Source organism: Pseudomonas sp. A-RE-22, assembly GCF_019956035.1.
GTDB classification, from domain to species: domain Bacteria; phylum Pseudomonadota; class Gammaproteobacteria; order Pseudomonadales; family Pseudomonadaceae; genus Aquipseudomonas; species Aquipseudomonas brassicacearum.
Window position 1 is genome coordinate 17,116 of sequence record NZ_JAHBCZ010000002.1, and the last position, 21,136, is coordinate 38,251.

Annotated in this window: 14 protein-coding genes; 8 read left to right on the forward strand and 6 right to left on the reverse strand. The window is 60.4% G+C overall.

Going from position 1 to position 21,136, the window contains the following annotated elements; genetic code table 11:
• The first annotated feature begins 57 nt into the window (after positions 1-57).
• A complete protein-coding gene (locus tag KGA89_RS01020) occupies positions 58-822 on the forward strand; it encodes a sulfite exporter TauE/SafE family protein (RefSeq protein WP_223470252.1) in 765 nt (254 codons plus the stop codon).
• Here KGA89_RS01020 and KGA89_RS01025 read toward each other — a convergent pair.
• Together KGA89_RS01025 and KGA89_RS01030 are read right to left on the reverse strand one after the other, a co-directional pair.
• Positions 812-1,126 carry a putative quinol monooxygenase gene (locus KGA89_RS01025; protein ID WP_223470253.1) on the reverse strand — a complete coding sequence of 105 codons (315 nt, stop codon included), beginning with the start codon at positions 1,124-1,126 and terminating at the stop codon, positions 812-814. The two genes, KGA89_RS01020 and KGA89_RS01025, sit on opposite strands and share 11 nt — an antisense overlap.
• A 55-nt stretch (positions 1,127-1,181) precedes the next feature.
• A complete protein-coding gene (locus tag KGA89_RS01030; RefSeq protein ID WP_155252634.1) occupies positions 1,182-1,328 on the reverse strand; it encodes a hypothetical protein in 147 nt (48 codons plus the stop codon).
• On the opposite strand from KGA89_RS01030, the gene KGA89_RS01035 reads away from it, so the two are divergent.
• The 3 genes from KGA89_RS01035 to KGA89_RS01045 all read left to right on the forward strand — a co-directional run bounded on the left by KGA89_RS01035 (position 1,327) and on the right by KGA89_RS01045 (position 3,893).
• Complete coding sequence (locus tag KGA89_RS01035) at positions 1,327-1,917, forward strand: NAD(P)H-dependent oxidoreductase (protein ID WP_223470254.1); 591 nt, start codon at positions 1,327-1,329, stop codon at positions 1,915-1,917. The genes KGA89_RS01030 and KGA89_RS01035 overlap by 2 nt on opposite strands.
• Before the next feature lie 67 nt (positions 1,918-1,984).
• Entirely contained in the window at positions 1,985-2,896 is a 912-nt protein-coding gene (locus tag KGA89_RS01040) for a LysR substrate-binding domain-containing protein (RefSeq protein WP_223470255.1), read from the forward strand.
• A gap of 103 nt (positions 2,897-2,999) precedes the next feature.
• Positions 3,000-3,893, forward strand: a complete 894-nt coding sequence (locus KGA89_RS01045) for an NAD-dependent epimerase/dehydratase family protein (protein WP_223470256.1) — start codon at positions 3,000-3,002, stop codon at positions 3,891-3,893.
• Positions 3,894-4,037: 144 nt separating this feature from the next.
• Here the strand turns inward: KGA89_RS01045 and KGA89_RS01050 are convergent, their stop codons facing one another.
• Positions 4,038-5,483, reverse strand: a complete 1,446-nt coding sequence (locus tag KGA89_RS01050; protein WP_223470257.1) for a SulP family inorganic anion transporter — start codon at positions 5,481-5,483, stop codon at positions 4,038-4,040.
• A 324-nt stretch (positions 5,484-5,807) separates the two neighbouring features.
• Here KGA89_RS01050 and KGA89_RS01055 point away from each other — a divergent pair, with 324 nt between their 5' ends.
• The 4 genes from KGA89_RS01055 (at position 5,808) to KGA89_RS01070 (ending at position 10,022) form a co-directional block, all read left to right on the forward strand.
• Positions 5,808-7,157: a gluconate:H+ symporter gene (locus tag KGA89_RS01055; RefSeq protein WP_013692187.1), complete on the forward strand. Its 1,350-nt coding sequence runs from the start codon at positions 5,808-5,810 to the stop codon at positions 7,155-7,157.
• Between the two features lie 27 nt (positions 7,158-7,184).
• Positions 7,185-8,045, forward strand: a complete 861-nt coding sequence (locus KGA89_RS01060) for a MurR/RpiR family transcriptional regulator (RefSeq protein WP_223470258.1) — start codon at positions 7,185-7,187, stop codon at positions 8,043-8,045.
• 1 nt (position 8,046) lies between these two features.
• On the forward strand, positions 8,047-9,519 hold the full coding sequence (locus KGA89_RS01065; RefSeq protein ID WP_223470259.1) for an N-acyl-D-amino-acid deacylase family protein: 1,473 nt from the start codon (positions 8,047-8,049) through the stop codon (positions 9,517-9,519).
• Between the two features lie 134 nt (positions 9,520-9,653).
• Positions 9,654-10,022, forward strand: a complete 369-nt coding sequence (locus tag KGA89_RS01070; RefSeq protein WP_003197565.1) for a glyoxalase superfamily protein — start codon at positions 9,654-9,656, stop codon at positions 10,020-10,022.
• A 71-nt stretch (positions 10,023-10,093) separates the two neighbouring features.
• Here KGA89_RS01070 and KGA89_RS01075 read toward each other — a convergent pair whose 3' ends face one another.
• The 3 genes from KGA89_RS01075 to KGA89_RS01085 are packed head-to-tail and all read right to left on the reverse strand — an operon-like array spanning position 10,094 to position 21,119.
• Complete coding sequence (locus KGA89_RS01075; RefSeq protein ID WP_223470260.1) at positions 10,094-12,877, reverse strand: RHS repeat-associated core domain-containing protein; 2,784 nt, start codon at positions 12,875-12,877, stop codon at positions 10,094-10,096.
• Positions 12,874-17,355: a SpvB/TcaC N-terminal domain-containing protein gene (locus KGA89_RS01080; RefSeq protein WP_223470261.1), complete on the reverse strand. Its 4,482-nt coding sequence runs from the start codon at positions 17,353-17,355 to the stop codon at positions 12,874-12,876. The genes KGA89_RS01075 and KGA89_RS01080 overlap by 4 nt, the downstream gene beginning before the upstream one ends.
• A complete protein-coding gene (locus KGA89_RS01085) occupies positions 17,352-21,119 on the reverse strand; it encodes a neuraminidase-like domain-containing protein (protein ID WP_223470262.1) in 3,768 nt (1,255 codons plus the stop codon). Before KGA89_RS01085 ends, KGA89_RS01080 begins: the two co-directional genes overlap by 4 nt.
• Between the last annotated feature and the right edge of the window lie 17 nt (positions 21,120-21,136).

Sequence of the window (21,136 nt, forward strand, 5' to 3'; positions counted from 1 at the left end):
GGCAGTCTCAGTATATGGCAGATTTAAAAGCCGAGGCCTCGGGTGCAGGATACCCCCATGGACACACTCATCGCTTTCTATCAAAACCTCGGCCTGGCCCTTTCTCTGCTGGTTATCGGCACCTTCCTGCTGGCCGGCACCATCAAGGGTGTGATCGGCCTCGGCCTGCCGACCATCTCCATGGGCTTGCTTGGGTTGGCTATGGCTCCGGCGCAGGCTGCGGCGCTGCTCATCATCCCGGCGACCCTGACCAATCTCTGGCAACTGGCGTTTGGCGGCCATCTGCAAGCCCTTCTCCGGCGTCTGTGGCCGCTGTTGCTGGCGATTTTCATTGGCACCGGGCTCGGTACGCTGTGGCTCGGCATGACGGGCGGGGCCTGGGTGGTGCGGGCTTTGGGTGGGGCGCTCGTGCTGTATTCGTTGAGCGGGCTGTTGCTGCCAACGCTGCGGGTCGGCGCCCATGTCGAGCCGTGGATCGCTCCGCTCTGCGGGTTGCTCACCGGCCTCATCACATCCGCCACTGGCGTATTCGTCATTCCGGCGGTGCCCTATCTGCAAGCGCTGGGCCTGAGCAAGGACGAACTGGTACAGGCCTTGGGCCTGTCATTCACCGTTTCTACCCTGGCCCTGGCCGCCGGCCTGTTGTGGCGCGGCGCACTGGGTGGGGGCGAATTGAGCGCTTCGTTGCTGGCGCTGGCACCGACGCTGCTGGGGATGTGGCTGGGGCAATGGTTGCGCCAGCGGATCAGCGCCGTGTTGTTCAAGCGGGTGTTTTTCATCGGCCTCGGCGTGCTCGGCGGCCATCTGCTGATCAGCGGCTAGCCGAGGACGGGCTGAGCATGTCGACGCGGCGGATTTCGAAGTCTCGCTCCAGATAATCCATGCGTTGTTCGAAGAACTGCTGCATGTGCGGCAGGTTCGAGTGCACCTCCAGGTGCGCCTGGGAGGCCCAGATCTCATAGAAGATAAACAGCGTCGGATCCTGCTGGTCCCGCAGCATGTGATATTCGACGCAGCCGGGCTCGACACGGCTTGGCTCGACGTAGGCGCGGAACAACGCTTCGAAGGCTTCGGCTTTTTCCGGACGGGTCTTGGCGTGCAGGATGAAACCGTGCAGTTCGCTCATCGAGATGGCTCCTGAGATAAAAGAGGTCTCGAAGTCTAAGGCAATAATCGGCCGTTCATTTGTGCGTATAGGTCAAATCAGTTTTGCCGTCGGGTGGCTTATTCCCCATGAAGCTCATCGTTATTCTGCCGCCATCATTTTCAACCTTTCCATGCGGCGGCCTTTGCCGGCCCATGCCGTGGAACCCGATGAGATTCCCCATGAAAAAAGTCCTGTTGCTCAATGGCGGCAAACAATTCGCTCACTCCGACGGTCGCTACAACGCCACCCTCCACGACACGGCGCTCAGCGTGTTGGACCGTGGCGGTCTTGATGTGAAAACCACTTTCATCGACGGCGGCTACGACATCAAGGAGGAAGTCGCCAAGTTCCTGTGGGCCGACGTGATCATTTACCAGATGCCGGGTTGGTGGATGGGCGCACCCTGGACCGTGAAGAAATACATCGACGAAGTCTTCACCGAAGGCCACGGCAGCCTCTACGCCAGCGACGGTCGGACCCGTTCCGATGCCTCGCAGAAATACGGCAGCGGTGGCCTGGTCCAGGGCAAGCAGTACATGCTGTCGCTGACCTGGAACGCTCCGCAGCAAGCCTTCGACGACCCGACCGACTTCTTCGAGGCCAAGGGCGTGGACGCGGTGTACTTCCCGTTCCACAAGGCCAATCAGTTCCTCGGCATGACCGGCCTGCCGACCTTCCTGTGCGTGGACGTGATGAAGCGCCCGAACATCGAAGAAGATGTGGCACGGTATGAACAGCATTTGCGCGAGGTGTTCGGCCTTTCGCGGTAATCCGGCTACTATCGGGACTTGCCCGAAAGCATCCTTCACAGGATGTGCATTCCACGAGAGGATGTTTGTGAAAGCCAGATCCGACGAATTGCAGATTTTCGTCTGCGTGATCGAGTGCGGATCCATCTCCGCCGCCGCCGAGCAGGTCGGGCAGACGCCGTCGGCGGTCAGCCGCACGTTGTCGCGGCTGGAGGCCAAGCTCGACACCACGCTGATCAACCGCACCACGCGGCGCATGGATCTGACCGAGGAGGGCAAATATTTCTTCGAGCAGGCCAAAGGCATCCTCGACCAGATGGATGAGCTGGAAGAGCGCCTGTCATCCCGCCAGAAAAATCCTGCAGGCCGGTTACGGATCAACGCGGCCTCGCCGTTCATGCTGCATGCCATCGTCCCGCACATCGACGAGTTCCGCAGGCGTTACCCGGACATCCAGCTCGAACTCAACAGCAACGACCTGATCATCGACTTGCTGGAGCAAAGCACCGATATCGCCATCCGCATCGGCACCCTCACCGACTCGACGCTCCACGCCCGCGCCCTGGGTTGCAGCCCGTTGCACATCCTGGCCAGCCCCGCTTATCTGAAGCAGCACGGCACGCCGTCAAGCGTCGCCGAGTTGGCAGGCCATGCGCTGTTGGGTTTTGCCCAGAACGAGGGCCTCAACCAGTGGCCGCTGCGCCACATACACGGCGATCGTTGGCCGATCCAGCCAGCCATCAGCGCGTCCAGTGGCGAGACCGTGCGCCACTTGGCGCTGCAGGGGCAGGGCATTGCCTGCCTGTCGGACTTCATGACCCGCGAAGACATCCGTGCCGGTCGGCTGAAGGTACTGCTGGCCGATGCCAACAGTGGATATCGCCAGCCGATCAATGCCGTGTATTACCGCAACTCGCAACTGGCCTTGCGGATCCAGTGCTTCCTGGACTTCATCCAGGACAAGCTCGCCGGCTACGCCTCGCGGGAATTCAAGGGCTGATTCGTGACTTCAAGGCAAGAGTGATTTGGGCAATGTGGACTGTTTCGTCAGGGATGGGGCCTCGATACTTGCGCCATCACTGATCTGGCCAAGGAGTTTGTCCATGAACGTATTTGTCACCGGCGCTGCCGGTTTTATCGGCGGTTCCATCGCCACCGGCCTGGTACGCGCCGGGCATCGAGTCATCGGTCTGGTGCGCAGCGCCGAACAGGCGAACGAACTGACGGCGCTGGGCATCGAGCCGGTTATCGGCACCCTCGAAGACAGCGCGCTGCTGACCGAGCAGGCCCGTGCCGCCGATGCGGTGATCAATGCCGCCAGCAGCGACCACCGCGGTGCGGTCCAAGCGTTGATCGAAGGGCTCAAGGGCTCGAACAAAGTGCTGCTGCACACCAGCGGTTCGAGCATCGTCGGCGACGCTTCGGGCGGTCGTTCCAGCGATGCGATCTACTACGAAAATGACCTGCCGGCGCCCACCGCCGACAAGGCTGCCCGTGTCGCCATTGACAACCTGGTCCTGGATGCGGCGAAGCAAGGCGTGAACTCGGCGGTGATCTGCAACACCTTGATCTATGGCCACAGCCTGGGCGTCAAGCGTGACAGCGTGCAACTGCCGCGCCTGCTCAAGCAGGCCGGTAAAAGTGGCGTGGTGCGGCATGTCGGGCCGGGACAGAACATCTGGTCCAATGTGCACATCGAGGACGTGGTCGAGTTGTACAAACTGGCCCTGACCCGCAACCAGCCGGGCACCTTCTACTTCGTCGAAAGCGGCGAAGCCTCGTTCATCGACATGACCACCGCCATTGCCCGGGAGTTGAACCTTGGCGAACCGCAGGACTGGTCATTGGCCGATGCCGAAGCGGAGTGGGGTTACGAAATGGCCAACTATGGCCTGGGTTCCAACAGCCGTGTACGAGGCAAGAACGCCCGTGAGCTGCTGGGTTGGACGCCGAAGCGGACCTCGGTGCTAGAGTGGATTCTTGATGAGATGGTGTGAGTGACACCGGTAGTGCCAGCAAAATAAGCACCCCTGTGGGAGCGAGCTTGCTCGCGATGGCGTCGTGTCAGTCAGTGTTGGAGTGGGCTGACCCACCGCTATCGCGAGCAAGCTCGCTCCCACAGGGTGTGTGTTGGCATGTCGTCAGTCGTGGTGCACGCCCGCGCGCTTGAGCATTTGCTTGCAGCGCTCGGACAGGTGGAACACACGCAAGTGCTTGCCGGCTTTGCTGTAGCGTTCGCGCAGGGTCTTGAGTGCGGCGACGGCCGAGTAGTCGACGAAGCTCAAATGCCGGCAGTCCAGGGTGACCTGGGCCGGATCGTTGGCCGGGTCGAACTGGTTGAGGAACGGCGTCGTCGAGGCGAAGAACAGCGTGCCGTGCAGGCGATAGAGTTTGCTGCCGTCGGCTTCCTGGTGCGTGTCGGCGTACAGCTCCCGGGCCTGTTGCCAGGCGAAGTTGAGCGCCGCGATGACGATGCCGCAGAGCACGGCCACGGCCAGGTCGGTGAACACCGTAATGACGGTCACCGCGATGATCACCAACACATCATTCTTCGGCACCTTGTTGATCACCCGCAGCGAGGCCCAGGCGAAGGTCTGCTGTGCAACCACGAACATCACACCCACCAGCGCAGCCAGCGGGATGCGCTCGATCAGCGGCGACAGGAACAACACGAACAGCAACACCATCACCCCAGCCACCACGCCCGATAAGCGTCCGCGCCCACCCGAGCTGAGGTTGATCACCGTCTGGCCGATCATGGCGCAACCGCCCATGCCGCCGAACAGCCCGGAGGCGATATTGGCTGCGCCCAGCGCCACGCATTCACGGTCCGGATAACCGCGGCTCTGGGTGATTTCATCCGTCAGGTTCAGGGTCAGCAGGGTTTCCAGCAAACCGACCATCGCCATGATCACCGCGTAGGGCACGACGATCTGCAGGGTCTCCAGGTTCCAGGGAAGATCGGGCCAGGCGAAGGCGGGCAAGCCGCCGGCGATGTGGGCCATGTCGCCCAGCGTTCGGGTGGGCAGGCCGAGCAGGTAGACCGCCAGGCCGACACCGAGGATCGCCACCAGGGCCGGCGGCACGCTGCGGGTCAGGCGTGGCAGCAGGTAGACGATGGCCATGGTCAGCGCCACCAGGCCGGCCATCAGATACAGCGGATCGCCGCTGAGCCAGGTTTCACCCTGCTTGAAATGCTCCAGTTGGGCCAGCGCAATGACAATCGCCAGGCCGTTGACGAAGCCGAGCATCACCGGGTGCGGGACCATGCGCACCAGCTTGCCCAACCGCAACAGCCCGAAGGCCATCATGATCAGCCCGCCCAGCAGCACGGTGGCCAAAAGGTATTGCACGCCGTGCTGCATCACCAGCGCGATGATGACCACGGCCATCGACCCCGCCGCCCCCGACACCATGCCTGGCCGACCGCCGAACAATGCGGTCAGCGTGCAGATGATGAACGCGCCGTAGAGCCCCATCAGCGGGTTGAGGTGGGCCACCAGGGCAAAGGCGATGCATTCGGGGAGCAAGGCGAAAGAAGTGGTGAGGCCGGCGAGGGCGTCGGCGCGAAGACGTGCTGATTTCATGATTTACCTGACTGGGCGCCGGTGAAGAGTCGGCTGCCGGGGAGTGGTGCAAAAAACAGGTGCGGATGGTACGGAATTGAGTGCGGGGCGGCCAGCCGTTGGTCGGTTGTGTTGATCGTTCCCACGCGGGAGCGTGGGAGCGATCAACAAGTCAGGGCGATGAAAGTCTTGCGCTGAGTTTTCATCAACGCCGTGTCGCGATGTCCGTCAGCGACAAATTTTATCTGTGCGCGAAAATTACTTTCAGTGGGTTTGAAGATTCGTCGCCGAAATGATTTATGAGTTTCACAACACATCGACGTGACCCCATTCGAGGAGTAACGCATGGCCCCTGCTTTCGGTTATTGGCTACTGGTCTACGCGGCCATCGCGATCATTGCGCTGATCGTGCTGATCGCCCGTTATCGGCTCAATCCGTTCATTGTGATTACCCTGGTGTCCATTGGCCTGGCGCTGCTGGCCGGGATGCCGCCCTCGGGTGTGGTGGGAGCGTACGAGGCGGGTGTCGGCAAGACACTGGGGCACATTGCGCTGGTGGTGGCCTTGGGCACGATGCTCGGCAAAATGATGGCCGAGTCTGGCGGCGCCGAGCGGATGGCGCAGACGCTGATCGAACGCTTCGGCGAGCGCAATGCCCACTGGGCAATGGTGTGCATTGCCTTCCTGGTCGGGCTGCCGTTGTTCTTCGAAGTCGGTTTCGTGCTGCTGGTGCCCATCGCCTTCACCATCGCCCGGCGTGTGGGCGTGTCGATCCTGATGGTGGGGCTGCCGATGGTCGCCGGGCTTTCGGTGGTCCATGCGCTGGTGCCGCCGCATCCGGCGGCGATGCTGGCGGTGCAGGCGTTCCAGGCTTCGGTGGGGCAAACCTTGTTGTACGCGATCCTGATCGGCATTCCCACGGCGATCATCGCCGGCCCGCTGTACGCCAAATTCATCGTGCCGCGCATCCAGCTGCCGGCTGAAAACCCGTTGGAGCGACAATTCCTCGACCGTGAGCCGCGCGCAAACCTGCCGGGTTTCGGCGTGACCTTGGGGACGATTCTGCTGCCGGTGATCCTGATGCTGATCGGCGGCTGGGCCAACCTGATTTCCACCCCGGGCAGCGGTTTCAATCAATTCCTGCTGTTCATCGGCAACTCGGTGATTGCCTTGCTGCTGGCGACCATCCTCAGCTTCTGGACCCTTGGCCTGGCCCAGGGCTTCAACCGTGAGTCGATCCTCAAATTCACCAACGAATGCCTGGCACCGACGGCCAGCATCACTTTGCTGGTGGGCGCTGGCGGCGGTTTGAACCGGATCCTGGTGGACGCCGGGGTCACGCAACAGATCGTGGGCCTGGCCCAGGAGTTCCAGCTGTCACCGCTGGTCATGGGCTGGCTGTTTGCCGCACTGATGCGCGTCGCCACGGGGTCGGCCACCGTGGCAATGACCACGGCATCCGGCATCGTCGCGCCTGTGGCGATTGGCCTGGGTTATCCCCACCCCGAACTGTTGGTGCTGGCGACCGGCGCCGGGTCGGTTATCTTTTCCCACGTCAACGACGGCGGCTTCTGGCTGATCAAGGAATACTTCAATATGACCGTCGCGCAAACCTTCAAGACCTGGACCGTGCTCGAAACGCTGATCTCCGTGGTCGCGTTCGCCTTGACCCTCGGGCTTTCACGCTTGCTTTGAGCGCAACGCCACCCAACAGGAGCCGCCATGGACATCCTCTACCAGATCCGCTCCCGCCAGGATTCCTTCAGCGCCGGCGAAGGCAGAATCGCCCGGCTGATGCTCGACGACGTAGGCTTTGCCGCCTCTGCTAGCCTCGAGGAACTGGCCCAACGGGCGGAAGTCAGCAGCGCTACCCTGTCGCGCTTCGCCCGCACCGTCGGGTGCCGCGACCTGCGGGACTTGCGCCTGCAACTGGCCCAGGCCAGCGGTGTCGGCAGCCGTTTCCTCGACCCGGCTGGCGCGCCTGAGCAATCGGCGTTTTATGGACAGATCGTTGGCGATATCGAGGCGACCCTGCGCCAGCATTTGTCGGCGTTCGAAGAGTCGCGGTTCGGCGATGCGGTGCGGATGATCGGCAAGGCGCGGATGATCCATGCGTTCGGCCTCGGTGGCTGGTCGGCGCTGTGCGGTGAGGAATTGCAGGTGCGCCTGGTGCGTTTCGGCTACCCGATTGCCGCCTGTCGCGACTCGGTGATGATGCGCATCACGGCCACTTCGTTGAGCGACCAACATCTGCTCATTGCCTGTTCGCTTACAGGTATCACGCCGGAGCTGTTGAGCGCGGTCGAACTGGCTCGCAGCTACGGTGCGGCGATCCTGGCCATCACTCGCGCCGACTCGCCACTGGCCCAATTGGCCGACTGCGTGCTGCCCCTGCAAGGCGCCGAAACCTCGTTCATCTACAAACCCACGGCGGCACGCTACGGCATGCTGCTGGCCATCGACGTGCTCGCCACCGAGCTGGCGCTGGCCCACCCCGAAGACAATCAAGAGCGCCTGCGGCGGGTCAAACTCGCCCTGGACGATTACCGCGGCGGCGACGATCACTTGCCGCTGGGAGACTGACATGCTGTACGACACGCTTATCCGCAATGCGCTGGTCATCGATGGCAGCGACACGCCTGGCTACCGCGCCGACGTCGCCATTCGCGCCGGTCGCATCGAACGCATCGGCGACTTGCGCGATGCCCGCGCGGTTGAAGACATCGACGCCGCCGGCCGCGTGCTCGCGCCAGGCTTCATCGATGTGCATACCCACGACGACACGGTGGTCATTCGCCAACCGCAGATGCTGCCCAAGCTCAGCCAGGGCGTGACCACCGTCATCGTCGGCAACTGCGGCATCAGCGCTTCGCCGGTGAGCCTGCGAGGCGATCCTCCGGACCCGATGAACCTGCTCGGCACGGCCCAGGCGTTCGCCTACCCGCGCTTTACGGATTATCGCACAGCCGTAGAGGCCGCCACACCGGCGGTCAACGTGGCTGCGTTGGTCGGGCACACGGCGTTGCGCAGCAATCACATGGACGATTTGTTGCGCACGGCCTCGGTGGGAGAAATCGCCGCCATGCGTCGGCAATTGCGCGAAAGCCTGGAGGCCGGTGCGCTGGGTTTGTCCACCGGACTGGCCTACGCCAATGCGTTTTCGGCGTCCACCGACGAAGTCATGCAACTGACCGAAGAGTTGGCCGCGTTCGGTGCGGTCTACACCACCCACCTGCGCAGCGAATTCGAACCGGTGCTTGAAGCCATGGACGAGGCCTTCCAGATTGGCCGGCACGCCCAAAGCCCGGTGATCATTTCCCACCTCAAATGCGCGGGCGCCGGTAATTGGGGACGAAGCCCGCAGGTGCTCGCGGCGTTGGAAACCGCAGCGAAATCCCACCCGGTCGGCTGTGATTGCTACCCCTATGCGGCCAGCTCCTCGACCCTGGATCTCAAACAGGTGACCGATGCCCATCGCATCACCATCACCTGGTCGACAGCGCATCCGCACATGGGCGGTCGCGACCTGGCCGACATCGCCAACGAATGGAACTTGTCGCTGCTGGAGGCGGCCCGGCGCCTGCAACCGGCCGGCGCGGTGTACTACGGCATGGACGAGGGCGACGTACGACGGATCCTCGCCCATCCGTTGTCCATGGTCGGCTCCGACGGTTTGCCCGAAGACCCGTTTCCCCATCCGCGCTTGTGGGGCGCTTTCCCACGGGTACTGGGACATTTCAGTCGTGACGTCGGGCTTTTTCCGTTGCACACCGCCGTGCACAAAATGACCGGCCTTTCTGCGGCGCGCTTTGGCTTGAAGCACCGGGGTGAAATTCGTGAAGGGCATTGGGCGGACCTGGTGTTGTTCAATCCCCAAACCATTCGCGACGTGGCTGATTTCAACGAACCCCAACGGGCTGCCGACGGTATCGATGGCGTGTGGGTCAATGGTGTCTTGAGCTATCGCGAAGGGCAGGCAAACGGGCGACGGGAAGGTCGATTCCTGGCGCGCGAAGGCGATCTGCGCCAGGGATTCAGTCCATCGGGCAGCGTTTGATGGCGTGTAAGCGGCTGAAATAACGTTAATTGGCGCCACAATAATGGCACTGCGACACTCAAGAAGCCGGGTTCAAGGCCGAAGCATTGAGGTCAACCCATCTACACTGGGTATTTTCAGCCAGGGAGCAACCCATGAGCTTCGGTAAAACCACCCCAATCCTGCGGATCTTCGATGAAGCCAAGGCGTTGGCGTTCTATGTCGACTTCCTGGGCTTTACCGTCGATTGGCAACATCGCTTCGGTGACGACTTCCCGCTGTACCTGCAAGTCTCCCGCGGCGACTGCGTGCTGCATCTGTCCGAGCACCATGGCGATTGCACACCGGGCTCGGCGTTGCGGATCGAGACCGATGAATTGGAAGCGTTCCAGCAGCAATTGCTGGCCAAGCAATACCGCTACGCCCACCCCCAGATCCAGGCCATGCCCTGGGGTAGCCAGGACATGGCGATCAGTGATCCGTTCGGGAATCGGTTGGTGTTTACCAATGCGATTAATGTCTAGAGCCAGATACCCATGTTCTTTCCGGGCCGTGCTCCAGGTTCAGGGCATGGCTGTTTCAACGTCTCGGCTCGTTATTTGATTTCCGATACATGAAAGTTGTACACCAAATAGTCCCTGGGGTTGCGGCCGGTCGAGATACGGACGTTTTCGGGAATGATGCCGCTGCAGTTGAAGCAGGCAACAAATGGCTCCGGCTGGGTCAACTGCCCCGTCAGTTTTTCGGTGAACAGCGTCGTATCCGAAAGCACCCGTTCAGCTTGGCCCGGATACAGCGCTACAACTGAGTTCAACACGCCAACTTCTCCATGGGCTCCCGGTCCTCCGGCTCGTATGGGAATGATTGCGTTGCAGGCATCGATATGCTTTTCGATGAGCTCGCGGGTCGGGCCTTGCAGTTCATACAGGTTGTCGATTGTCCTGCTCAGCGTTGGGTCGAGCTTCAGCGCTTCAGGGTCGACTTGAAATTGATGGTTTGGGTCTTTTTTCCGGTCGCGGTAATTGTCGGCCAAGTGTTCGATGTAATCAGGCGTATTGCTGATCTTGTAGCTGCCGAAGTTCAAGTAGAACTTCTCGCTGGTGGCGGAGCCGTCGTAATCCTGGTCTACCCCGCGATATCCCGTTGGGCCGGATCTGGGCGCTGGCAGGTTGTAATGCTCGTTGAGGACCATATCGTTATCGCCCGTGCGGTCCTGAATAACGCCATAGGCGTGAACGACCAGTTCCTTGCGCTTTGTCTTGCTGAAGCTGGGGCTGCTATCGAAACCTTCTCCATGCATTTGCGCGGATTGTTTCGTACGCTTTGTCGGCGGGGGCAACATCATTTTTTTCGAGCGTTCGTGACCATCGCGCTGGGTCCATTCGAATGGGTCAATGTCCCGCCCTTGAGCGTCAACGAGCACCAGCCCTTGATGGTCGACGAATCGCAGCGGGTTATTCCCGACCATGCAATACAGGTTCAACCCGTCCACCGCTCCCGCCGGATCCGGGCTGATCCAGCGTTGCAGCCAGGGTGCGTAATACCGGTGTCCGTAGTAATACAAGCCGCTGGCATCGCGCTCCTTGCCGCAATAGCGAAGGGTCCGATAATCGGCTTCCACGGCCGAGCGGGAGGCTATCCAGGCAGTCCCTCCAAAGGGCAGGTAGCTTTCCTGGCTGATCAGAGCGGCCTGGTCGTCGAGTTCCAGTGAGCTGGAGCCCAGATGATCGTCCAGGCTGTAGCGCATCTGATTGGCGGCAATGCCAGAGGGGCGGCCTTCAGTCCAATGCAAGTAACGCACGTTGCAACGGCCGGCTTGCAGGTTGATGACTTCCAGGCGCTCGCCATGACGGGTGCGAATCTCGAGGCCCGGCAAGTAACGGACTTCTCGAGTCTGCGTCGTTGATGAGGTGTAGGTGGTTTGTATCTTGCGCACCCGCAGGCCGCTGCTGTCGTAGCCATAGCGTTCAATGTCAGGGAGACGGTCTTCGCGCTGGACCAGTAACACGCTGTCGAGTTGATTGCGGCTGTTCCATTGCAACACCCGACCAAGGTCCAGGCTCTGTTGGTTACCGTTGGCATCGAAGTCCATTGCCGTGGCGGGCATCGAGTGGCCTGTGCGCCAGGACAGGAGCCGATTGCTTGTGGCAGCGATGTTCAGTGTCCGGGTGTAGTGGTTGCCTTCGCGAGCATGGCGCAGTTTGGTCAGGTTGCCTCCGGCGTCGTATTCATAGTGCTCGGTAAAGTTGAACAGCTGCCCGGGGTCGACCGGTGTCTTGCTGAGCGCCGCAACGCTCAATCCCGCCGCTTCACGGCCCGTCGCGCGGATCAACTGGTAGAGGCTGTCGTAGGCGAATGTGCTGATGGCTTCGACCCGCTGGTTATGGCCGAACCGCGCAGGTTGGACCTTGTCCTCGATTCGCGTCACGTTGCCCACCGCGTCGTAGCTGTAGTGCAGGTCTTGCAAGGTGCGGCCAGAGACCGATGCGCAGAACGAGGTCAGTCGACCATTGGCTGGATCGAAAACGGCGCGGCTGATGACACCATTGCCGAGGGTCTGGGATTCAACCTGGCCAAACGCGTTGTAGACGAAATCCTCCACGATGGTTTTTTCGGTGGCCGTGTTGTTTATTTTCAAACTCACGGACATCAGTTGGCCTGCAACATCAAACGCGTAACGCTGCTGATGCTGGGCTGCATCGGACTGTTGGATGGGCTGTGCGAGGGCGTCATAGCGCCAACTCGTCTTGTGGCCTTTTCCCTCTTCAAGCAGTGAGTCGCGGTCTTTCTCATCGGCAGGCCAGTCGGGTGGCGTGATGTCAGCCAGCAAGTGCCTGGTCTGACTGAGCGGCTTGCCACAAAGCGCATGTTCGTCGATGAGCAAGGTGCCGGCGCTGTCATCGTGACGGATGAGCGCACCGCAGAGGTTGCGCGTCGCCGCCTCTGGCGAACTGTCGCCGTAGCGCAGGCACTCGACTCTGCGCGGGGCTTGTCCTGCTGCTCGCTCCAGTACTGCCGTCGGCCTGAGTTGGTTGTCGTAGGTCGTTCGCCAATGCTGTTCGTTTTGCTCCCAGCGGTGCACGATCTGCCCGGCATCGCCAGGCAGGTTCAGTCGCCAGCCGGCGTCGACACTGTTCACCAGCAGAGCCTTGCCGGACAGACTGTAGACGGTGACCAGATTGGCGTCGGTTGCCGTGGCAAACAGGCGAGGGTCTCGCTGCGCAACCTGTCGTCCGGCCAGGTCATGGTCTCGCTGGGTGATACGCGCCTGGGCGGGCTCATCCATTTGGCATCGATGGTAAGCGACGTGCCGTACCGGCAGGCCTCGGCTGTCGATGGCGTTGACCGTGGGTGTCTTGCGATGAAGGCGTGCGTTCATGCCGCACCTCCTGCGGTCGAGGGATATTCGGTCATGACGTCTTCCAGCGTGTCGTTCTCGTCCTCGTCCACGCTGTACCAGGGGTGGCGGGTAAGTCGTCGCAGATAGCAAAGGCCGTCTCGTTTGGCGAGACGGGTGTGGGTCGCACGCCCCAGCGCGTCGTAGAACTGCTGGTCGTAGTGGCCGAACTGCCGCAAGGACGCATCGTTGATGTAGCGATGCTGATCGGCAAAGTAAGGGCGGTAGATGCGGATCGCCAAGCCCTTGCTGTTGTATTCCACTCGTTCGCTGATGCGCCAGCGGGTGGCTGCGATCTGCTCCTGCGGTTTGCCGTCCTTGAGCGTCAGTTCACCGTTGGCGTCCACGACGTAGGCCATGCCCGACTCCACCCATTGCTTGCTTTGCAAGGTGCGACCAAAGCCGTCGAAGCACGTCACGGTGACGCGGATTTGCTTCTGGTGATCATCGGGGTAACGATCGGCAACCAGCGTGGTGATGTGCATCGGCTCACGTACCGAGGCGTGAAGTTCACCTTTCAGTTTTTCATCGTCGACAGAAAGTACCAAGAGGTTCGACAGTCGGGTTCGAGCCGAAGCGCAGATATGCCCGGTGGGGAGCAGGTCACGGTTTGCCACACAGCGCGCGAGCCAGTCGGCGTCCATCAATGCCGCCTTCGATACGCGACCCATCCAACTGAAGGGGGCGTAATAGGTGGCCGTGGCGGCCTGCTGTAGAGCCTCCCTGCGCGATTGGATGGCTTCTGCCGGGTCTTTGAAGAGCGCTCGGTCGAACTGCTCGAGCGGTTTGAAACCCACACGGGTGGCGTTCTCGTCGCCATAAACGCTGGTGGCCAACACTTGGCCGAACGCGTCCGCGAGGCATTCCTGTACGTTACCGTTGGGGTCGGTAATGCTCACGGGCAAAAGTGAGCGGTAATCGTAGCGGGCCCGAGTGGTACAGCCATCGGGCAGCTGTAACGCGGTGACAAAGCAGTTGTACGTGTCATAGCTGATCTCGGTCACGCCGTGGCTGCTGCTCGGCTGTATCCCCTTGGCGTTATGGAAACCCTCCAGCCCGGCATAGGTCGTGAAGCCACTTTTGACTGACCAGAGGGTTCTTGATGGCGTGCTCGCGGGAAGAAAGTCGGCCATGCGATGGTAGCCACATCGTTCAAGCAGTCTTCCCTTGGGGCGAGAGCTCGGTGGCAATAGTTGAAAGGCTTGCAGGGAGACTTCGTCCAGCTCGGCGGTTTCCAGATGATCGACCAGGGCCTCGAAATGAGCGACGCCGTCCGGCAAGGTTTCTGCGCGGGTGCTGTCTTTGTAGCGTTGTACGCAAAGGCCGGTCAGGACGCCCTGGGTCATCCAGGCCGTTTCCTTGCTGAGCCCGATGAACTTTTCATACGTCAGGTCTTGTGGGGTCAAGCCTTCGGCCTCGGGTGCCTTGGGTCGTTTCCAGGCGTTGGTGCGTTGACGATAGGGCAGGCCCAGTCGCCATCCTTGAGAGGCTTGCAGATGGATGAACTCGGCGCGGGTTTCGCTCAAGTAGTAGAACTGTTGCGCCGGATCATGAGCGTCTCGCCACCATTGTTGCTGGTCAACATCGCTGAAGGGCGGGGTATCGCTGGCGGTTTTGCGTCGAGCGTAATGGACGTTCACGCTGTGAGTCAGGGCGCCGTAGCGGTCATGCTGCAAGTTGAGGGTGTGCTGGCACTGTGGGTCGTCGCTCAGACCTTCGTACAGGAAACTGATGGACTCAAGCAGCAAGGGCAGCAGGCGCGCATAACGCCGATCACCTTCGGGCGCTTGTAGCAGACGTACCCGGTAACGGTTTTCCTGGACCGAATACAACTGGCGGCGTTTATCCCTTGTGTAGGTCTCGCAGCGCAGTAAATGGCCACTCAGGGCGCGGCACATTTCAAGGGTGGTCGCTGCGTCTGGCGGATCAATCAGTACGTCGCTATTGCTGCCAGCATCGTATTGGCACAGCAACGCCCTGCCCAGCGCCACGGCTGCCCGGTCAGCGTCGTGATAGCCGGTTCGGGCCATGTCCACCGACTGTCCGGTATGAAACCAGCTTTTTTTCAAGCAGGGTGCGGTGAAACCTGGTGAGTCAGCATCGTCGGGATGGGCTTCGTTGTCGGTTTGCAGCAGCAAGCCGAAGCCGCGAAATTCCCGTTCGATGCCATCGTAATAACCCTGGCGATAGGAGAATCTCTGGCTCAGGCGATTACCGCTGATCTCATCCATCTGGGTCTGGCGCGACACCAGGTGCAGAGGCAACGGCAGATGACAGGCAAGGGGGGCGCGGGCTTTTACTCTTGCCGCCTTTTCGTCCAGCCATTCCTGGGCCGAGCTGCGGTAGGTGATGCTGTGGGCGGCGCCCATATTGTTGTGGGTGCCGGTCAGCAGATACGGTTTTTCACGAACAAAGTCGTAGCGCCAATGTTGCGCCGGGGTCAGGTACGGCACGCTCAGTATCAGGCTGGAGCAGCCGAGCCCTTGCAGGTCGGCGATGTTCACCTGGCATAAGCGGTCGTAGCGCAGGCCTTCCGGCCAGGGCAGCGCAACCGCAGGCGCGAAGCCGTTGCCACAGCGGTTCATGAAGACCAGTGCTTGATCCGCTTGCAGGTAGATCAGGTCGGTGGCACCGGAACCATCCAGGTCCGCAAAACGGATGCGCGAGGCATCGAAGGTCTGGTGGGCAAGGCCCGGAAAGTCCAACACGATGCCTTTGCCGAAACGTCCGCGACCCAGGTTTGGCCAACACTTCACTTCGTTGTGACGAATGCGCACCAGATGCTGTTGGCCGCTGCCGAGCAGATCACTGAACGCCACCAGCTCGGAGGGTGACGCGGTGAGTACCGGCAAGGCATCGTCATCGCCGTCGTGAGGGACTTCTCGGGCCGCGGCGAAGCCCTTTTCGCGCTGATTGGCATACAGGCGAATGCTGCGTGGGCCTATCAAGGCCAGGTCGCCGAGCCCTTCGCCCATCAGGTCGGCCAGTTGCCCTTGTGGATGGAAAAATTCTGCAGGGAACGCGTGAAACACAGCGAAATCCGACCAGCTTCGATCAGCGCCGAGGGAAAAAAAACCGTTGAGCCCCGGTTGGGCAACGACCCAGTCCAGCCGACCATCGCCGGTGAGGTCGCCTAGCGTCTGGCGCAGCGGCTTTGCCGTATCGGCGACGGGGATGCCGGGCAGCGCTTGCCACTGCTCGTAATCCACTTCGTCCGTCTTGGTTTTGGTTCGAATGGGTTCGCGGTAATACCAGCCTGCGTCGCTTTGATAGAGCACACCGGGCAAACCTTCACCGTACAGATCCACCAGTTGAAAACCCAGGTCGCCGCTCAAGCCTGGCATGTCTTGGAAACGTTGCCAGGCGGGAGGATCTGGCAAGCGCTTGAACTCGCTGTAGCTGAACTCGAGGGGAGGGCGGTTCTGCGCCATTGCGCGATCGTCGAACGCCTGATCATGGGCTGTGCTCAGGAGGTGATATCCCAACGGCGTCTGGCGGTAATCAAGCAGCAGGCGACGAACGAGGGCGGGGGCGGCGCCCAGTTCCTCGGGAAAATAGTGGAACACCAACACCTGGCGACACAGGCGCTCGGTGCGTAGTTCAAAACCGTAGGCAAAGGTGGAAAAAACATCGCTACGGGGTTGCCATCGCTGGCCTTCATAGCGCGGTCGCTGGTCGTACCCGGTGCTTCGTTCGCCATAGTCGAACACCAATTCGAAATGCCATTGCACAGCCGTGGGTTGACTCACTTTCCACAGGTAGAGGTCGGCGTCGGCCTTGAAATTGCCATAGCGCACATGGCTCAAATAGCGTTGGGCCGACGTATCCCCCGTGTATTGATAAAGAATGTGCTCGCCGCGAGTGTTCAGGCTTTCCTCCAGCAGCCATTCACCGACACGGCTTGCTTGCTGGGGATCTGCCCGGCGCGACTGGGGATTCTTGCCGAACAGATGGAGGCTGCCATCGGCACCGTGCACGAGCCAGAAACCTGGTTTGTCGTTGTTCGACGACCAATGTTCAATCCGGTCGAAGCCGCTTTCGACTCTTGGAAAATGGCGCGTCACTGTGTAGGTCGTGCCCAGGGCCAGCGTGTTGTAGCGATCGATGAGGGTTGAACGGATGACGCCGTTTGCGTCGCGTTCGGGCAACCAGACCACACCGCTGGGGCCGATGATTTCGTCATCCTCGGCATAAGCCGGGACGCCCTTGTTGGTGCGTCGTGCCACGCAGGGTAACGACAGTCCCCAGCCGATACCGAACACGCTGTTGCCGACCGAGCTGTCGTAACGCAGAGACAAGTGCGGAGCAAAACCGCGCCCTGGCGAAATCGGCAACGCAATCTCGTAGGACGCGGTGCCGTGGGCGCCGACGTTTCCCCAACCTTTGCCGATGCTCTGGATGGCGCCGCCGCCCTTGGGCAGGGTCGGCGCGGTAACCGGCAATGCGGGTTGCTCGTTCATTGCGCACCCCCGGCGGCCCTGGCCGTATAGCTCACGTGCACGATGACGTCGCTCAGCGATTCCAACAGGTCTTTTTGTGCCTGAGGATTGGGGAAGGTCAGTTGCCACGTGGAGACAGCACCGGTGTATTCGAACGGCAGGTAGCGTTCATCGTTGAAGTTCAGGGTGAACAAGCCGTTGTCGTCGACACCAGTGGAAAGGGCGATCTGTTGGTTGGCGCGCCGGTCCTCCATGACCTGTCGCGGGTCATCAGGGGCCATGAACACTTTGCTGGAGGTCTGGGTCAGCGTGGCCCGGATGTTTTCATAAGGAGCGACGACGACCGGCAGGGAAACGCCGATGGTTTTGATCCGCCGCAGGTAATGTTTCTGATCCTTGTAATCAGCGTCGAACAGTTCGTGGGGCAGCTCGAACGTGCATTGGCCTTTCTTCAGGTCGGCATGCATGTCCAGCCATGGCTTGTTGATCGTCGAGGTTGGGGTCTGGTTCTTCAATTGACGCAGTGAAATCGTCTTGCGGATCTCCAACTCTCGCTCGCTACAGCGCAGATAGCTGGCCTGCATGTTCAACAGGCTGAGTTTCAATTGCTCGCCTGCTCCTAGCCCTCGATAGGTGGTATTCCATGCGCCGGGTTGGATGAATCGCGTCGCGAAATCGGCAATTTCGTATTGCCAGCAGGTCTCGGCGGCGAGGCACAGGGCGAGCGTTGTGTCGTAGGCCTGGCGGTAGAACTGCGCGAGCCGGCTGTTCAGCCATTGATACAGTTGCGTCTTTGTAAAGCGCTTGCTGAGAAAGTCGTAGTGGGACTTGGCTTGGCTCAGGCCGGTTTCAGCCAGGTGTAACTGCAGGCGGGTGGCGGTTTGCTGCTCGTTGAAGTGCGCCAGTTGGGCGTCGATCTGCGCAAGTTCGAGCTGCGCCTGGTTGTGTCCCTGTATCCATTCATCCCGGCGGCGATTGAACGACTCCGTGCGGTCGATGTTTTCTGCGGCCATACGGCTGGTAATGGCGGCGCTGTGGGCTGATGCGCTGGCAGAGAGCATCGGACCTTCCCAGCGGCTGCCGCCAAAGGAGAAGCCGGCAATGTTCGGAATCACCATCAGGCCCCCTGCCGCGATCTGGCACGCCGTTGCCACGATCTCGGCCGTGCCACTGGCCAGTTGAAACTGGGTGGCCAGTCTCTCGTTTGGACTGACGTCCTTTTCCAGCAACATTTTGTAGTGGTCGATTCGGCCCTGGACAATCGCCTGGCTGGCCAGCAGCGCCTGGTATTGCTGACGGTCGATGTTCAAGGCCTGGCGTTGCAGGTCGACCGAGATTTTCGCCAGGTCCCACGCTTGCTGCTGCTGTAGCTCCTGCAACTGGGCCTGTTCTTTGTGCTCGATCAGCGACAACAGCGAAGCGCCAAATTGGCTGAGGCTTTCCACTGCACTCAACGCCTGGCTGTGCATGACCGAGAACCGATAGTGTGGGATCGATGCACTCGGCAGCCCTCGAACCGTATTGTCGGAAGTATTCAGTGCAGGGCTACCGAGCAACACGCGAGGGTCCAGCGGCACTGTAAATACCGGCAGATGCAGCGGCTTGCCGGCAATGTCGAGGTTGTGCCGCAAGTTGTACAGGCGGCTTTCAGCGATGTCCCAGCACTGGAGCAACTGCGGGTTGAACGGCAGACGCAAGTGCGGGCTGTCGATGGCTGGCCAGGACGCGTGCAGACTGCCCCCGCGAACGGGCAATGAGGGCTGGGAGCGGGCGAGTGATCGTTCAAATGTGCGTAAGTCGTCACTGGTGGTTTCGCCCAGCGTTTGCAGGCTGAGGCTTACCCAATGATCGACCGATTGAACGGTCGGACGTGGCCCCAACAGATCCAGCACCCGCACGTACCACAGCTTTGCCTCGCTGAGGCCGTCTGGGGTCAGTTGGCGGTAGGCGGCGTCACCTCGATTGATCAGGATGTCCAGGTACAGGAAGTACAGCGCCTTGCGAAAGTGCACCGGATGACTGAGCGCGATCTGATGAGGGTCGTGGGGCACCCGGTCGGCATACGAAGGCGTGGTGCTATCGATTAAAGAAACGGCCCTCCAGCAATTTTTCTGGCCGCGACCTGGATCGAAGAGGCGACGCAACCAGCGTTCGGCCTCTTCATAGCGCTGTTCGGCGTTCAAGCGCTGGGCAACCAGCCATGGCACGTAGAGGAACAGTTCGGTGAAGTAACGACCGTAAGGGCCGTGGAAGTCCATCCTGTCGTGAGTGCTGTCTGGTATGGCGGGTTCCGGCAGGTGTTGTGTGGACCAGACGAACAGCTTATCCAAACCGTTCTCGGTACGGCGGATCAGTTCTGCGGCGAAGGTGGTGTTCAACCTGATCGGTTGGCGCGCTTTGCCGCGCCGGGCGGATTCGGAAAAGTCGATAAATTGGACAATGCCCTGGCCGCGTATCGATTGTTCAGTAATTTTTATAGGAGAGTCAGTCAGGGGGAGGACAAAAAGGGTCGCAGGCAGAAAGGCACCGATTCTATCGTTCTCATGGACGACCTCAAGGTCGAGGGTTGCTTTGGTTTGAATACGTTGATCGTTAGAGTCAAAAAGCCTTTTTCGGAGCTCTTTATCGAGGTGTTTCAGTTCTATTTCCGCTTTTTCTGGAGGTGATTTTGACAAGTAAGGTTGGACGCTAAGGTCTTTGTTAATGCGAGTGGTTCCAAGAAAAATGCAGTTGTCGGCTGATGCCGGTTGCGTGTTGGCCTTGGCCCCCAAAGCCAGGAAAAGGAGGTCTTGCGAGGCGTTGCGATGATGCTCTGCAACGGTACACAGCAATGGCTTGATAGCATTGATGTTCTTGCCGTGAAGGGCTTTGTCGTCGCAGTAACCCTGCAAGCCAACTCGCGGCGTACTCCAGCTTCCATCCTGTTTTCTGAAGCAAAAACTCAAGCGTAATAGCGGATGACTGGTGCCTGATTGCCCGGTGGAGGCATGAGCAGAGTCAATGCTGAAAGCCTGCGAATCTTGCTGTATGCATTCTGCCCATACGATAAACAGACGGTTGTTGAACCAGACGGGGCGGATCGAGTGTTCAACCGCGTTTTCGGGAATGGGCACATCGGCCTTTTCCCAAGCCGACCAGGCAAAAGGGGCCGGCTGATCGATGGCTGGACGTTGCGCCATGTCCAGCGAGCGCCAGAAATAAGTATTCTCCGATCGTGATTTGGCAATGAAATAGTAAGTGCTGTTGGCAAAGTCTTCGCCGTCGATGTAGCCGTTGAGAATATTCAGGTTGGCGATTTCTTCGAATCGGGTCAGGTAGGCCATGACCGCCGATTGAACCGCATCGGCCTGGATCCGGCTCTGGTTGAGGTCGTTTTCCAATTGCTGGAAGTTGCCGCTCTTGTTATTCCTCAGGGCCGGGTCCAGGTAACTTGCGGGGAAATACAGCAGCTTTTGATGAGCCGCCCAGATGGGGTACTGATGTATCTCGTTGCGCCACGTCTGCAGGTGCTCGGGCGTGATGCTTGCCTGGTCGTAGCCAGGCTCCATATTCATCAGGATGCGATTGATGTATTGCTGAAGGCTGGCGATGGCGCACGCCACAGGCGTGGTGGGCACATCCTGGCTGACCAGTACGTCCAGTAGCCAATATTCATAGAGGTCCTGGGCCGTCCTGAGCCGCACCGTCCCGGTCGGGCCATCGTCGGGCGCTACTTTGTCCAGGTAGAGCGCCAACTGTGCATCGCGCAGGCTTTCATCCAGCTGCTTTTTCATGGCAACGGTCATATTCAATCCTTGAATAA

Excerpts from the sequence above, each read along its gene's own strand:
- KGA89_RS01080 (WP_223470261.1), bottom strand. The coding sequence starts at position 17,355 with ATGAACGAGCAACCCGCATTGCCGGTTACCGCGCCGACCCTGCCCAAG.
- KGA89_RS01075 (WP_223470260.1), bottom strand. The coding sequence starts at position 12,877 with ATGAACGCACGCCTTCATCGCAAGACACCCACGGTCAACGCCATCGAC.
- KGA89_RS01070 (WP_003197565.1), top strand. The coding sequence starts at position 9,654 with ATGAGCTTCGGTAAAACCACCCCAATCCTGCGGATCTTCGATGAAGCC.
- KGA89_RS01085 (WP_223470262.1), bottom strand. The coding sequence starts at position 21,119 with ATGACCGTTGCCATGAAAAAGCAGCTGGATGAAAGCCTGCGCGATGCA.
- KGA89_RS01025 (WP_223470253.1), bottom strand. The coding sequence starts at position 1,126 with ATGAGCGAACTGCACGGTTTCATCCTGCACGCCAAGACCCGTCCGGAA.
- KGA89_RS01030 (WP_155252634.1), bottom strand. The coding sequence starts at position 1,328 with ATGGGGAATCTCATCGGGTTCCACGGCATGGGCCGGCAAAGGCCGCCG.
- KGA89_RS01050 (WP_223470257.1), bottom strand. The coding sequence starts at position 5,483 with ATGAAATCAGCACGTCTTCGCGCCGACGCCCTCGCCGGCCTCACCACT.
- KGA89_RS01035 (WP_223470254.1), top strand. The coding sequence starts at position 1,327 with ATGAAAAAAGTCCTGTTGCTCAATGGCGGCAAACAATTCGCTCACTCC.
- KGA89_RS01060 (WP_223470258.1), top strand. The coding sequence starts at position 7,185 with ATGGACATCCTCTACCAGATCCGCTCCCGCCAGGATTCCTTCAGCGCC.
- KGA89_RS01055 (WP_013692187.1), top strand. The coding sequence starts at position 5,808 with ATGGCCCCTGCTTTCGGTTATTGGCTACTGGTCTACGCGGCCATCGCG.
- KGA89_RS01020 (WP_223470252.1), top strand. The coding sequence starts at position 58 with ATGGACACACTCATCGCTTTCTATCAAAACCTCGGCCTGGCCCTTTCT.
- KGA89_RS01045 (WP_223470256.1), top strand. The coding sequence starts at position 3,000 with ATGAACGTATTTGTCACCGGCGCTGCCGGTTTTATCGGCGGTTCCATC.
- KGA89_RS01065 (WP_223470259.1), top strand. The coding sequence starts at position 8,047 with ATGCTGTACGACACGCTTATCCGCAATGCGCTGGTCATCGATGGCAGC.